Origin of the sequence: Nesterenkonia sandarakina (assembly GCF_014138825.1) — a bacterium.
GTDB lineage: Bacteria > Actinomycetota > Actinomycetes > Actinomycetales > Micrococcaceae > Nesterenkonia > Nesterenkonia sandarakina.
The window spans coordinates 176869-191100 of record NZ_JACJIH010000001.1 but is presented as its reverse complement, the minus strand read 5'-3'; the positions used below and the strand labels follow the sequence as shown (position 1 = coordinate 191100).

Here is a 14232-nt window from a genome sequence, read left to right as displayed (position 1 = left end):
GGCTCGCCAGAGACCTGGCCCTATTGTGGAGAAGCCGCCCGGGACGGAGCCTCCCCATATGGGTGCCTTCTGAGTCCTGCAGCCGATCCAGCGGTCCTGGTCGCCGATTCACCGATCCTCCTGGGATGGGATCGGGACGTGCCACCGGGCCCGGGTTCCGCCGCCCCGCCTCGGTGTGAGCTCGAAGTCGCCGCCGCGAGCCCGCGCCCTGGCACTGAGATTCGCGGTTCCGCTGGCCGCCTCGTCGCAGCGGCCGGGGCCCACGCCGTCGTCCTCCACCGTGACCGAGACCTCCCGGGCTGCGGCGAGAATCTCGATCGCGATGTTCGTCGCCTTGGCGTGGCGGGTCACGTTGGCGAGGGATTCGCGCAGCACCGCCATCACGTCATCAGCCAGGTCTGCGGTGATGGCGGCATCCACCGGGCCGACCAAGCTCACCCGAGGAGCCTGAGCGAGCCCGGTGGAGAGCTCCGTGACGACGTCGAGCAACCGGTGCTGAACTGTCCTGGTGGTCCCTCGGGTGCGAAGCGTGAAGATCGCGCTGCGGATGTCCTCGATCGCGGCGTCGATCTCCGCCACGTGTCGGTCGATGGTCGCTGCATGATGCGGGTGGGCTGAGGCGAAGGCCTGAAGTCCGAGTCCGGTGGCGAAGAGCCGCTGGATCACATGGTCGTGGAGGTCGCGCGCTGTGCGAGCGCGATCTTCGATCATGCTGAGCCGCTGCCGATCAACCCGGGCCCAGGAGAGCGCGACGGCGAGGCCTGCCTGGGTCGCGAAGTCGGCAAGCAGCGCAAGGTCGGCAGCCCTGAATGCCGGGCGGGCCTCGTCCCGGGTGGCGCAGAGAGCCCCGATCCGGTCGCCGGAGACCACCAGCGGGACAGCGATCACCGAGGAACTCGGAACGAGGTCCCCGAAGGGTGGGGCACCGGTGCCATCGGGAGGTGAGATGCTCGCCTCACCCTCCATGGCGCGGGAGAGCGCACAGTCCACCCAGGGCAGGACGTCGCCTTCGATGCGTGAGGCCCCGGAACCACGAGCTGTGTCGATGCGCAGCTCCTGCCCTGCCTCATGGGAGGTCACGATGCCCGCGAAATCTGCCTCGGTCAGTGTCATGACCCCTTGGGCCAGGACCCCGAAGACGTCGATGGTCTCGGAGGCCAGCAGCGCCGAGGTGAGATCCCCCAGGACCACGCTGAGCTGCTGGGCGCGCCGGGTCTCCTCGTAGAGCCGGGCGTTGCTGATGGCCGTCGCGGCCGCTGCCGCCAGAGCGGTGACCAGTTCCTCGTCCTCCGCGGTGAACGGCCCATCGGCTCGGTTGGTGAGGTAGAGGTTGCCGTAGGCCTCGTCCCTGATCGTGACCGGGACCCCCAAGAAGCTGCTCATCGGCGGATGGTGAGCGGGGAAGCCTACGGACCGCGGGTCGGCAGTGAGGTCATCCAGCCGGATCGGCTGCTGTTCCTCGATGACTGCGCCCAGGACGCCGAGACCGCGCGGCAGGTCTCCGATCTTCGCGGCCTGCTGGGTCGGCACCCCCACGTGGATGAATCGTTCAAGACGCCCGTCCGCGGAGAGGACACCCAATGCGGCGAACTCCGCGTCCGCCACCCTCCGGGCCTCCTCGGCGATGCTTCGGAGCACGCGCTCCAGGTCCAGATCGCTGACCACCACGTTGCTGGCATCCAGCAGGGTCTGGAGCCGTCGCTGAGAGCTGAGCACCCGGAGGGTCCTCGCGAGGGACTCCCCCACCTCGCCGGTGAATCTGAACTCGTACGGCGGCAGGTCAGCAACACGCAGTTCCTCGGAATCCATAACCATCCTCGCGGCAAGAACTGACCCCATTTTAGGCATTCGTCCAGGAAAGGGAACCCCTTTGAGTGCCGGTTCAGCACGGCACGTCGGGAGCAGACTGCGGCGCACGGAAGGCGCGCCCCGAAGAGTCGGTACCCCCGAGGAGGTGCAGTGCGGCAGGAGATTCTGTGGCGGCGGTGAGATCTATCCACCAGAGAGTTCAGTGCACCGCGTTCTGAGCGGCGGGCAGCCCCTCGGAGACCAGCAGCTCCACGGCGTCCGCGAGCCGGGAGATGAAGATGCCCAGCTCCTTCTGTTCGGCGGCGCTGAACTTCTGCAGCACGTAGTCGGCGCTGTCCATGCGGCCGGGGGGCCTGCCGACCCCGGCGCGCACCCGCAGGTAGTCCCGGTCACCGCCGAGGTGGGACGTGATGGACTTCAGCCCGTTGTGCCCGCCCTCGGATCCGCCGCGCTTGAGCTTCACACGTCCGAAGTCCAGATCGAGCTCGTCGTGGACCACGATCAGGTTCTGTGTGGGCACGGAGAAGTAGTCCATCAGCCCTCGCACCGGCTTGCCGGAGAGGTTCATATAGCCCTCAGAGACCGCGAAGACCACCTTCGGCCCGCCGGCGCCCAGCCGGGCGGTGACGGCCTTGGCCCCGAACTTGGTCCGCGTGTACTTCGCGTCCATGCGCTCGAGGAGTTCGTCGAGCACCATGTGCCCGATATTGTGCCGGGTATGACGATAGCGGGACCCGGGGTTCCCGAGTCCCGCTATCAACCACGTCTCTGAAGCCATGCTTCGAGCCTAGTGGAGTTCCAGCCTCAGCTGGTTCAGCTCTCTTCGCCTTCGGCGTTCTCCTCGGACTCGCCTTCGGCGGTCTCGCCCTCGGCGGCCTCTTCCTCGGTGGTCTCTTCCTCGTCGCCCAGGTCCTGCTCGACGGGCTCGTGGATGGAGACGACCGGGGACTCCAGGTCGGTCATCGCCAGCGTGACACCCTTGGGCAGCTCGATGTGCTCCGGCAGGGCGTTCTCGTCACGGTCGGTGATGTCCACGGTGACGTGCTCGGGCAGGTGGGTGGCCTCGGCCTCGACGGAGACGGTGGCCTGCTCCAGGATCCACTCGAAGCCGACGGCCGGCTCGCCGGTGACCTCGACGTAGACGTCGACGACGACCTTCTCGCCGCGGCGCACGGTGAGCAGGTCCATGTGGTCGATGCTGCGCTTGATGATGTCGCGCTGGATGGCCTTGGGGATCACCATCTGCTCGGTGCCCTCGATGTCCAGGGTGATCAGCGCGTTGGGGTTACGCACTGCCAGGTGGGTCTGGTGACCGGGGAGCACCACGTGGATGGGGTCTTCGCCGTGGCCGTAGACCACTGCCGGGATCAGGTCCTCGCGGCGGGCCTTGCGGGCAGCGCCCTTGCCGAACTCGGTGCGCTTGGTGGCGGGAATGACGATCTTGTCAGCCATGGTGTTGTCCTTCGTTGGTTGGATTCGTATTGATCCAGGCACCAACGACAAGTGAATTTCAGGCTCTCCGCGCGATGAGCGGCGGTGATGTTTCCTGTCAGTTCGCCTCGTCGATCACGGGGCTGAGGTCTGCGGAACCGATCCGCGACGCTCGCCCCCTCGCCTGGGCACAGCTGATGACTATACCAGCTGGCTAGCCGGCGATCACCACCGGAAAATCGAACCGCTGCACCAGCTCCTCGGCTTCGATCCCGTAGGCCTCGCGCAGCACCAGCTGGGGCCCGTCCGCTGCCTGTTCGATCAGGAAGACCCCGTGGTCGGTGTAGACCCGGCTCACGCAGCCCAGCCCGGTGACCGGGTAGGTGCACTCTTGCACGATCTTCGGCGTGCCGTCCTTCGCGAAGAGCGACATCATCACGAAGACCTCCTTGGCGCCGATGGCCAGATCCATCGCGCCGCCCACCGCGGGGATGGCATCGGGTGCGCCGGTGGACCAGTTTGCCAGGTCCCCGCCGGCGGAGACCTGGAAGGCGCCGAGGACGCAGACATCGAGGTGGCCGCCGCGCATCATCGCGAAGGAGTCGGCGTGGTGGAAGTAGCTGGCTCCGGGGAGTTCGGTGACCGGGATCTTGCCCGCGTTGATCAGCTCTTCGTCGATGTCTTCTCCGTGCGCCTCAGGTCCCATGCCCAGCATCCCGTTTTCGGTGTGCAGGGTGACCTGCTGCTCGGGCGACAGGTAGTCCGAGACCTTGGTGGGCTGTCCGATGCCCAAGTTCACATAGGAGCCCGGCGCGATGTCCGCGGCGACGAGCTTCGCGAGGTCTTCTCGGGAGAGCGGCTGCTGACCCGCCTGGCTGGCGGTGCTGTTCTGGGTGCTCATGCTTCCTTCGCTTCCTGGTTCTGGATGGAGCCCAGGGTCAGGGCGGTCACCGTGTCCACATAGATGCCGGGGGTGACGATGTTCTCCGGATCGAGGGATCCGCTGGGGACCAGTTCCGCTACCTGGACCACGGTGTGCGAGGCGGCGGCGGCCATGACCGGGCCGAAGTTCCGGGCGGTCTTGCGGTAGACCAGGTTGCCGGCGTCGTCGGCCTGCAGCGCCTTGATCAGCGCGACGTCGCCGCGGATCGGGTGCTCCAACACGTAGTTCCGGCCCTCGATCTCGCGGGTCTCCTTGCCCTCGGCGAGGCTGGTGCCGTATCCGGTGGGGGTGAAGAAGGCGCCGATCCCGGCACCGGCGGCGCGCAGCCGCTCGGCGAGGTTGCCCTGCGGGACGAGCTCCAGCTCGATCTCCCCGGCGCGGTAGGCCGCGTCGAAGTGCCAGGAGTCTGACTGTCGCGGGAAGGAGCAGATCACCTTGCGCACCCGGCGCTCCTTGATCAGCAGCGCCAGCCCACGGTCGCCCTGCCCGGCGTTGTTGCTCACCACGGTGAGCTCGGTGGTGCCTGAGTCCAGGAGCGCGTCGATGAGCTCCATGGGCTGTCCGGCGTTGCCGAAGCCGCCGAGCAGCACGGTGGCGCCGTCGCGCACGCTGCTCACCGCCTCTGCGGCCGTGTCTACGAATTCAGTCATCGTTTCTTCTCTCTCCCTGTGGGTGGCCTGGAAAGGCTCAGCTGCTGGCGTTCTCGAGGACGACGGCGAGGCCCTGGCCCACGCCGATGCACAGTGTGGCCACGCCCCAGCGTTCGCCGCCCAGCTGCATCCGCTTCGCCAGGGTAGCCAGCACCCGGGTGCCCGAGGCGCCGAGCGGGTGACCGATCGCGATCGCCCCGCCCCAGGCGTTGACGATCTCCGGGTCGACCTCCCACGCGTCGAGGCAGGCCAGGGACTGTGCGGCGAACGCCTCGTTGAGCTCCACCGCGCCGACCTCGGCCCAGCTGATCCCGGCACGGGACAGCGCCTTGTTGCTGGCTTCGACCGGGGCGTAGCCGAAGTACTGCGGCTCGTTCGCCGCCGCGGCCCAGCCGGCGATCCGGACCTGTGGGGTCAGGCCCAGCTGCTCTCCGCCGGCCGCGGATCCGAGCCAGACGGCGGAGGCGCCGTCGTTCATCGGGGAGGCGTTGCCGGCGGTGACGGTGCCGTTCTCGCGGCGGAAGACGGTGCGCAGCCCGGCGAGCTTCTCTTCGGTGACCCCGGCCCGGATGGTCTCATCGGTGTCCAGGTCCACGCCGGGCACAGCCACGGTGAGATCGCTGAGGTGCCCCTCTGACCAGGCGCGGGCGGCGAGTTCGTGGGAACGGGCGGCGAAGGCGTCTTGGCGTTCGCGCTCGATGCAGTGACGCTCACGCAGCTGTTCGATGGCCTCGCCGAGCGAGACGATCCACTGGCTGGGCATGCGCTCATTGATCAGCCGCCAGCCCAGCGTGGTGTTGGCCAGCTCGAGGTTGGCCATCGGGAAGGGGCGTTCGGTCTTGGGCAGCACCCAGGGGGCGCGCGACATGGACTCCACGCCGCCAGCGAGGACGACGTCGGTCTCCCCCAGCGCGATCTGCCGGGCTCCGGAGATCGCGGCGTCCATGGAGGAGCCGCAGAGTCGGTTGATCGTGGAACCCGGCACGGTCACCGGCAGCTGTGCGAGCAGCCAGGCCATGCGCGCCACGTTGCGGTTCTCCTCGCCGGCGCCGTTGGCGTTGCCGAAGATCACCTCCCCCACGATCTCCCCGGCATTCTCCGGGGTCAGCCCCGGGGCCTGTTCCACGAGCTTGGATATCACCAGCGCGGCGAGGTCATCCGGACGTTGGCCGGACAGGGCACCGCCGACCTTGCCGAAGGGGGTGCGCAGACCCTGGTAGATGAAGACATCCTGCATATGAGCTCCCCTGTCCTGAGCGAATCAACACGTGATGTTCGCTATGCAAACATCTGTGCGCTATGTAGAGCTCAGCATAGTGGGCGACGGCGGGTCGTGCCAGAGGTGCCGTTCAGGTGTGCGAGTCAGAGGCCCTGGGGCACGGTGAGCCTGTCGACGTCCTCACCCAGGGACCCGATCAGGTCTTCCACAGCCGTGGCGCAGTCCAGCAGCTGAGGCAGCGTGCGACCCAGCGACTCCTGGACGGACTCTCGACCGGCCGGGAGCGAGGTGTTCAGCGCGAGCACCACACGCCCGCTGCGATCCCGGACCGGGACCGACACGGAGCGCAATCCCAGTTCCAGCTCCTCATCCACCACCGCCCAGCCCTCGGCGCGCACCTGCGCGATGATCTCGCGCAGTCGCTCAGGGTCGGTGACCGTGCGGGAGGTGAAGGCGCGCCGCTCGGTGCTGTGCAGGCGTTCCTCGAGCACCGCGTCCTCGAGCCCGGAGAGCAGCACCCGGCCCATCGAGGTGGCAAACGCGGGCAGCTTGGTGCCCAGTCCGAGGTCGATCCGCATGATTCGCCGGGTGTGCACTCGGCAGACGTACATCACCTCATCGCCGAAGAGCAGCGCGGCCGAGCAGGATTCACCCAGTGCTCTGGAGAGCTCCCCCAGCGACGGCTGGAGCAGCTCGTGCCAGCCGCGTCCGGACCAATAGCCCTGCCCCAGGCCCAGCACCTTCGGAGTCAGCTCGAAGTACCGGCCGTCTGTATGGGCGTACCCCTCATGGACCAGGGTGAGCAGCATCCGCCGGGCGGTGGCTCGGCTGACCCCAGCCCGACGGGCGACGTCGGAGAGGGTCAGTTTCGGTTCGGTGGCCGAGAAGGCCTCCAGGACGCGCAGGCCGGTGGCGAGGGATCGCACGAACTCATTGCGATTGACGCCGGGCTCGGCGGGGCTCTGCTGATCCATGCTGTGATCCTATCCACCACCGGTGGCCCACCCCCTCCCCCTCCTTCGCTGAGGGGCGGATTCCGCGACTAGTTAACGCGACTCTGAGGTCCGAATGCCCGCGGAATCCGCCCCTCAACACTGACCGCACAATGTAATGTTTGGTACATTGCCGCTATGCGCACTTCCATCGCCTCTGTCTGCCTCTCCGGAAGCCTCACCGACAAGCTCCAGGCCTGTGCCGACGCTGGATTCGACGGCGTCGAGATCATGGACACCGACCTCACAGTCTCCTATGAGTCCCCCGAGGAGATCCGCGCGCTGTGCCAACGCCTCGGGCTGCGCATCGACCTGTTTCAGCCCTTCCGGGACTTCGAAGGCGTCAGCGAGGAGCTGCTGAAGGAGAACCTGCGCCGCGCCGAGGCGAAGTTCCAGCTGATGAACCGCCTCGGGGCCGAGACCATCCTGGTGTGCAGCAACGCCGGCACGGCCACCGTCGACGACGACGCAGTGATCGCCGAGCAGCTGGCCGCGCTGGCCGACCTTGCCGCCGGCTACGGCATCAGGATCGCCTACGAGGCGCTGGCCTGGGGCCGATACGTCAACGACTACCGCCACGCCTGGCGGCTGGTGAAGCTCGCAGACCGCCCGAATCTGGGCACCTGCCTGGACAGCTTCCACATCCTCGCCCGCGGCCACGACCCGTCGGGGATCGAGGGCATCGACGGGGCGAAGATCTTCTTCCTCCAGCTCGCCGACGCACCGCAGCTCGACATGGACGTGCTCTCCTGGAGCAGGCATCACCGGCTCTTCCCCGGCGAGGGCTCCTTCGATCTGAGCGGCTTCCTGACGCACGTGCTCAAGGCGGGGTACACCGGTCCGCTCTCGCTGGAGGTCTTCAACGACACCTTCCGGCAGACCGATGTCACCAGCACCGCGGCGCATGCACGACGCTCGCTGACCTGGTTGGCGGACCGCGCCTCGGCGGCCAATGGGTGGAGCACCGACCGGCTCGCCTCCGCGCAGAGCCCACGCAGCGTGGACTTCGTGGAGATCACCGGCTCCGATCTCGAAGCCGCAGATGAGACCCTGAACCAGCTCGGCTTCACCTTCCGCGGCAAACACCGCACCAAGCAGGTGCGCCTGTGGACCCTGGGCTCCACCCGGATCATCCTCAATGAGCAGAGCCAGCAGCCGGCACCGCACCTCTCTGCGATCGGACTGCTGGTCGACGACGCCGGCCAGGCCCTCGCCCGCGGAGCCGCGCTGGGCGCCCCGGTGGTCTTCCGTCGCACCTACGCCGGGGACCACGAGCTCCGAGCCCTGGGCGCCCCGGACGGAACGGTCATCTACTTCAACGATGCACCAGCCGAGGACACCTGGGTCACCGAGTTCGAGGGTGGCGAGGCTGCCGCGCAGTCCAGCCACGCGGTGGATCACATCAACCTGTCCTACCGCTGGCACGAGTTTGAGGAGACGGTGCTCTTCTTCCACAGCGTGCTCGGGCTGCAAGCGCAGACCCCGGAGAACGTGCCCAGCCCACAGGGGCTGGTGCGCAGCCAGGTGATGCGCACCGCCGATGCCACCGTGCGGCTGCCGCTGAACCTCGCTCCGCCCACTGCCCCGCTGCCCCCGCGCCACATCGCGGTGACCTGCACGGACATCATCGGACTGGCGAGCCGGGCGCAGGAACGTGGTCTGCGCTTCCTCTGCGTCCCGGACAACTACTACGCCGATCTCCACGCTCGCTTCGGGCTGGACCCGGAGTACCTGGCCCAGCTCAAGACGCTGAACCTGCTCTATGACCGCGACGCCGACGGCGAGTTCATCCACTTCTACACCCCCACGATCGGCGGGCTCTTCCTCGAGATGGTCCAGCGCGTAGGGACCTACGACGGCTACGGCGCGGCCAACGCCCCGGTCCGCCTGGCAGCCCAGCGTCGTCAGCCTCAGCCCTCGCTCTGAGCCGGAGATCGACAACAACACCGCCCGCCGACGGGCCGTTCACTTCCGCCTGAGTCCCGGCATTGATATGGCACTGACATGCGACGACTCATTGATTCTTGTAGGTTTTTCCCATGAGTCGCCAAGGAACGCCCGGGAACTGGGCTAAAGGTGTTATCGGAAACCGAGCGGCAAGAATAGCTGTACTCCTTGTGGCGCTGGTCTTTCTAGGCTGCTTCTGGATTCTAGAAAGCACCGGCGTCATCGAGCGGAATGAGACCGTGGCGATCGTCGGGGTCGTTCTCTTCGTGGTGGTCGCCTTCCCCACTGCGATGCTCGTCGGCCGTGCGAGCGATAGGACCTTGGAGCGGGAGCGGTGACCAAGGCTCAGGTCGATCGAAGCCCTGCGCGAACCAGGCGTCCTGAATTCTGCACCGTCGGACCCGTCTCATTGTGAAGGAGTCCTCTCCATGGAGTCTCATCCTGTCGATCCCCCGGATTTCCGGGCAGGTGCACGGATGTGGAGGCAGCTGAGGGCGAGGATGATCTGGGCCTGAGCAGTTGGCGGCGAGAACACCGCCGATACAGGATGCGCGTCTCAGCCGCGCAGGGGCGGGACTGGTCGGAGAAGGACGAGATCGTCTTTGAGCGATTCTCCGTGGTGTGGCCCCCCGAACATGCGGATGAGACCAGCTGAGGGTTCCCTTACCTTGAGGATCTCTCAACGCTCGAAATGGATCGTCAACTGGCACACGTTACGGGATTCGTAGGTCAGTACCGCTGGATTCCAGGCATTCCCACGAGCTTGCCGTTCATGTGTCCGGGTGCAGACTGACATCAGCCGGAGTCGCTTGCCAGGATGTGAACTCGACGGTGAGGTCGGCACGTGAGGGCGCACAGCAGAACGGTCCAGCCTCGACCTCGGCGTCACTGTCCAACGGTGCAACGCGAACGAGCCTCCAGGGTTCAGCGTCGACACGCGCGCGGATAGTGAGTGCGTTGCCGGAACGACTGGCACGAATCGTCACGAGTCGTCCTGCCCAGTCCGGAACAGGTGACAGCGACCAGTCAGAGGAACCCCGGGTCACGACAGCCCCGACGCTCTCTTCGCCATCACTGAGTTCAACCCCAGCCTTGACCCAGGTCTCTTCGTCACTCTTGACGAAAATGCCCGCCTGATCGAACTGGTGCGAGAAATTGAGACGAAACTGCACCTCCATCCCGGATTCGGGTTCGAAGCGAGTCAGCAATGCGTGTTCTGAAGCGTGGACGAACCCATAGGAGGTGATGCGCCATGCGTCACTACCTTCACGCGCAGTGACTCGAAGACCTTCGACACCACACGCTGCGTCTACCGGGTCGTTCGTCCAGGTGCCTTGGTTCCAAGGGATGGCCTGGCTCATAGCTGCCTCTCAGAGCTCGAATCAGCAGGGGTGCTTCCGGACGCGGAGGCGACTGTGCGGGTTTCGCGAAGGTCCGGAACTCGGCATTCAGCACTGCCGAGGATCGAGCACTCGCCGTGGCGAATGTCCATCCAATAGTACGCAGATGGGGTCCCACCTCAGACCAGGGCCGGCTTGAACTCTGTTCCCACCGCACGACTCGGCTCTACGCGGCGCCAGGCGTCGGCGAGGATCTCTACGGCGAGGCTGGTCTCCTCTGCGGGGTAGCACAAGGGCAAGCGCAGGAAGCGCTCGAAGGCTCCTCCGAGTCCGAACCGAGGGCCGGCGCCGATGGGGAGGCCGCCGTCGCGCGCTGCCAGGGCGAGCCGGGAACTCACGGGTTCCCCGATGTTGACCCAGGTGCACAGTCCTCCCGCCACGTGGGGCACGTCCCAGGTGGGGAAGTTCGCTCGGAGCAGGGCCTCGACATGAGACCGTCCCTCGGTGAGCTGAACTCTCCGGAAGCGCAGGATCTCGTCGTACTCGGCGAGCAGCTCAAGAGCGATGAGCTGTTCAAGGATCGGGGTGCCCAGGTCCTGGGCGTAGCGGGCCTGCTCCAATCGACTGATCTCCTCAGACTGCGCGCGGATCCACCCGATCCTCAGCCCTCCCCACACCGTCTTCCCCATGGATCCCACCAGGATCGCCGGACCATACGCCGCCAGCGGAGCCCCAGCCGCGCCATCGATACGCAGGTCCGCCGTCGTCTCATCGGCGATCACCAATGAATCGTGGCGTGTGGCGAGATCCATGAGCAGCTCGCGCTGACTCACCGACATGACAGCACCGGTGGGGTTGTGGAAGTCAGGCATGACATAGACAAGAGCCGGTCTCGCCCCACGAAACGCCTGGAGGAGTCCGTCGTGGTCCCAGCCCCGGCGGGGGTCGACCGTGACGGTCACGAGCCTGCGAGCCTTCAACCTCAAGGCGTCATAGGCGTGGGGATAGCTCGGAGCCTCTACAAGGGCGGTGTCTGTGCGGGACAGGAACGTCTTGGTGATCAGTGAGATCGCATGCTGGGCACCGAGCGTCACCATGATGTTCTTCGGGTCGGTCGGCACACCCTTGGCCGTGTACCGATCGGCGAGCGCCTGACGGAGGCGAGGAAGTCCGAGGGGATCGTAGCCAGTGCCGCTGAGGTAGGCGGGCAGTGCCTGCGCGGCTCGCAGTGCGGCCTGCGCCACCTGGGGCGCCGCAGGGAGCGCCGCCTTGCTGAAGTCCAACGTGGTGGTGGTGCGCGCCTCGATGCCTTCGACCGGTCTGCCGCGCCCTGGAATCGCGACCACGCTGCCTGATCCTCGGGTGCTGTGCAGGTATCCGGCCTCTCGGAGACGCGCATAGGCCGCAGTGACGGTCGTGCGGCTGATTCCCAGCTCGGCGGCAAGCTCGCGTTCGGCCGGCAGGCGCGTGTCCAGCGGGATCCGTCCGTCGAGGGCGAGGAGCCGGATGCGATCCGCGAGCGCGCCGTAGGCGGGCCCGGCTGCGCGCCAGGCACCGAGCTCAGCAGTCAGCCGGCGCGCTGTGAGAACCATCATCAGTCCACCATGCCACAATTGGCATCTTGTTGTAATGCCAATCTGCTGGTGAACTTCTCCTATGAGTCTTCTGAACGCGTGGCGCGGCGCCCAACTGTTGATCGGACTGTTCCTCTACGGGTTCTCGCTCGCGATGATGATCAGAGCCACCCTCGGCGTCTCGCCGTGGGATGTTCTGGGTCAAGGCTCGGCGCTGCAGACGGGCCTCCCTTTCGGGGTGATGACCAACATCATCGGTCTCGTCGTGCTGCTGCTGTGGATCCCGCTGCGGCAGAAGCCCGGCGTCGGCACCGTCCTCAACGTCCTCCTGGTGGGCCCCAGCGCGGAGGTCGGCCTGGCGGTTCTCGGGGAACCTGATGCCCTATGGGCACGCATCCTGTTGTTCGCAGGCGGGCTGGTCCTGCTGGCGGTGGCGAGCGGACTCTACATCGGAGCGCGGTACGGACCCGGGCCCAGGGACGGGCTCATGACTGGGGTGCATCGTCGCTTCGGGCTGCCCATCTGGTTCGTTCGCACCGGCATCGAGGGCACGGTCCTCCTCCTCGGCTGGCTCCTGGGCGGTCCTGTGGGAGTGGGAACGGTCGCCGTGGTCCTGCTGATCGGTCCACTGGTGCACCTGACCCTTCCCCTGTTCGAGATCCCCACACCCGAGGAACACCGAAGGAAGCGAGGACTGAACTTTTCTCGTGATATTCAGGCCCGTTCAGGTCCTCGCAACCGGGCCTGAATTATGGTGTGCTTCTCTTCACACGTGCGGCCGTCCTGGGCGGTCCATCTCGGAGAGGGGTATCGGATGAGTCCAGAGGTCGTCGGGTTCGCGATCGTCATGCTGGCAGCGGTGATGCTGTTGGGAAAGTACGTCAGGGTCAAGGTGCCCTTCATCCAGAAGTTGCTGCTGCCCAGCGCCATCATTGCCGGCTTCATCGGACTCATCATCGGCCCCCAGGTCCTGGGCCGCCTCGGGGAACCCCTCGGCTGGGAATGGCTGGAGGACGGTGGACTGCTGACCACTGGAATCTTCGACGTCTGGGCCGAACTGCCGGGGCTGCTGATCTCGGTGGTCTTTGCCACCTTGTTCCTGGGCTCAAGGATTCCCTCCCCCGTTCGGGCCGCCAAGCTGGTGGGTCCGCAGCTCTCGATCGGTGTGGCCTACGGCTCCGGTCAGTACGTCGTGGGAATCGTGCTGGGACTGCTGGTGCTCTCTCCGCTGCTCGGAGTGGATCCGATCTTCGGTGCCTTGCTTGAGATCGCCTTTGAGGGCGGTCATGGCACCGCCGCCGGCATGCAGCCGGCCTTCGATGACATGGGCATCCCCGAAGCGACAGACCTCGCTCTGGCCATCGCCACGGTCGGGCTCGTCTTCGGCATCCTGATCGGCATCGCTGTCATCAACTGGGGCGTGCGCACCGGACGAACCCGAGTGATCAAGAACGTGTCCAAGCAGTCCAAGGCGGAGCTGCGCGGGCTCTACGGCAAGAAGGAGAACGTCTCCACCGGTCGGATGACCGCTCGTCCCAGCTCGATCGAACCGCTGACGCTGCACGTGGCCATCGTGGGGCTGGCCATCATCATCGGGTGGATCATCCTGGAAGGCCTGGTCTGGGTCGAGGACCAGCTGTGGGGCCAGCCGGGATCGGTCTTCTCCGAGGAGGGCCTGACCCTGTTGGGCTACGTTCCGCTGTTCCCTCTGGCGATGATCGGCGGAGTGATCATCCAGCTGATCCTGGATCGCACCGGCAACACCAACCTCGTCGACCACGAGACGATGAAGCGGATCCAGGGCCTGGCCCTGGACATCCTTATCGTCGCCGCACTGGCGACCATCTCCCTGGAGGTCATCGCGAACTTCTGGGAGACCTTCCTGATCCTCTCGGTGGCCGGGATTCTGTTCTGCACCACCATCTTGCTGCTGTGCACCCCGCGCATCATCCCGGAGTTCTGGCTGGAGCGCGGCATCGCGGACTTCGGTCAGTCCATGGGCGTCACCGCCACCGGCCTGGTCCTGCTGCGCGTGGCCGACCCCTATGACGAGTCCCCAGCGCTGGAGGCCTTCGGGTATAAGCAGCTGTTCTTCGAGCCCTTCTTCGGTGGTGGGCTGGTCACCGCCCTGGCGATCCCGATCATGGTCGCCACGGGCAATGTCTACATCGTGCTGATCCCGATGGCCGTGTTGTTCGTCGGCTCCCTGGTGGTCGGCCGGATCTACTTCCGGGGAGTGCGCTCGGGCCGATGGAAGGACCCGTCGGTGGAGGCGGCCAAGGTCAAGCAGGAGTGAGCCGAGCCGCGCTCCCGCGCCGCCGGCCCTC

The 14232-nt window shown here is 66.5% G+C and carries 13 protein-coding genes and 1 pseudogene; 5 read left to right on the top strand and 9 right to left on the bottom strand.

Annotated elements, in window-relative coordinates:
* Positions 1-108: 108 nt before the first annotated feature.
* The 7 genes from HNR24_RS00895 to HNR24_RS00865 form a co-directional block, all read right to left on the bottom strand.
* The gene (locus tag HNR24_RS00895; protein ID WP_182494726.1) at positions 109-1809 is read right to left on the bottom strand and encodes a sensor histidine kinase; all 1701 of its coding nucleotides are present in this window, start codon (positions 1807-1809) and stop codon (positions 109-111) included.
* A 199-nt stretch (positions 1810-2008) separates the two neighbouring features.
* Positions 2009-2587: an aminoacyl-tRNA hydrolase gene (pth, locus tag HNR24_RS00890; RefSeq protein ID WP_058887250.1), complete on the bottom strand. Its 579-nt coding sequence runs from the start codon at positions 2585-2587 to the stop codon at positions 2009-2011.
* A gap of 35 nt (positions 2588-2622) precedes the next feature.
* Positions 2623-3261 (bottom strand): 50S ribosomal protein L25/general stress protein Ctc, encoded by a 639-nt coding sequence (locus HNR24_RS00885; RefSeq protein WP_058887251.1) that lies wholly within the window; start codon positions 3259-3261, stop codon positions 2623-2625.
* Positions 3262-3454: 193 nt separating this feature from the next.
* A complete protein-coding gene (locus tag HNR24_RS00880; RefSeq protein WP_058887252.1) occupies positions 3455-4141 on the bottom strand; it encodes a 3-oxoacid CoA-transferase subunit B in 687 nt (228 codons plus the stop codon).
* The gene (locus HNR24_RS00875) at positions 4138-4833 is read right to left on the bottom strand and encodes a 3-oxoacid CoA-transferase subunit A (protein ID WP_058887253.1); all 696 of its coding nucleotides are present in this window, start codon (positions 4831-4833) and stop codon (positions 4138-4140) included. Before HNR24_RS00875 ends, HNR24_RS00880 begins: the two co-directional genes overlap by 4 nt.
* Positions 4834-4870: 37 nt before the next feature.
* Positions 4871-6070, bottom strand: coding sequence for a thiolase family protein (locus HNR24_RS00870; RefSeq protein ID WP_182494725.1), 1200 nt, complete (start codon positions 6068-6070; stop codon positions 4871-4873).
* 125 nt (positions 6071-6195) lie between these two features.
* A complete protein-coding gene (locus tag HNR24_RS00865) occupies positions 6196-7026 on the bottom strand; it encodes an IclR family transcriptional regulator domain-containing protein (protein ID WP_182494724.1) in 831 nt (276 codons plus the stop codon).
* A 156-nt stretch (positions 7027-7182) separates the two neighbouring features.
* Between HNR24_RS00865 and HNR24_RS00860 the strand changes: the two genes are divergently transcribed.
* The 3 genes and pseudogenes from HNR24_RS00860 to HNR24_RS13880 all read left to right on the top strand — a co-directional run.
* Positions 7183-8970, top strand: coding sequence for a bifunctional sugar phosphate isomerase/epimerase/4-hydroxyphenylpyruvate dioxygenase family protein (locus HNR24_RS00860; protein ID WP_058887256.1), 1788 nt, complete (start codon positions 7183-7185; stop codon positions 8968-8970).
* 113 nt (positions 8971-9083) lie between these two features.
* Positions 9084-9329: a hypothetical protein gene (locus HNR24_RS00855; RefSeq protein WP_157075300.1), complete on the top strand. Its 246-nt coding sequence runs from the start codon at positions 9084-9086 to the stop codon at positions 9327-9329.
* A 152-nt stretch (positions 9330-9481) separates the two neighbouring features.
* A pseudogene (locus tag HNR24_RS13880) lies at positions 9482-9646 on the top strand (ASCH domain-containing protein); the annotation flags it as partial.
* Positions 9647-9761: 115 nt separating this feature from the next.
* Here the strand turns inward: HNR24_RS13880 and HNR24_RS00850 are convergent.
* Positions 9762-10352: a DUF1349 domain-containing protein gene (locus tag HNR24_RS00850; protein ID WP_182494723.1), complete on the bottom strand. Its 591-nt coding sequence runs from the start codon at positions 10350-10352 to the stop codon at positions 9762-9764.
* 158 nt (positions 10353-10510) lie between these two features.
* Entirely contained in the window at positions 10511-11926 is a 1416-nt protein-coding gene (gene yczR / locus HNR24_RS00845) for a MocR-like transcription factor YczR (protein WP_259392381.1), read from the bottom strand.
* Positions 11927-11987: 61 nt separating this feature from the next.
* Here yczR and yczE point away from each other — a divergent pair, with 61 nt between their 5' ends.
* Together yczE and HNR24_RS00835 are read left to right on the top strand one after the other, a co-directional pair.
* Positions 11988-12653 carry a membrane protein YczE gene (gene yczE / locus HNR24_RS00840; protein ID WP_259392380.1) on the top strand — a complete coding sequence of 222 codons (666 nt, stop codon included), beginning with the start codon at positions 11988-11990 and terminating at the stop codon, positions 12651-12653.
* 66 nt (positions 12654-12719) lie between these two features.
* Complete coding sequence (locus HNR24_RS00835; protein ID WP_182494722.1) at positions 12720-14201, top strand: sodium/glutamate symporter; 1482 nt, start codon at positions 12720-12722, stop codon at positions 14199-14201.
* Positions 14202-14232 lie beyond the last annotated feature (31 nt).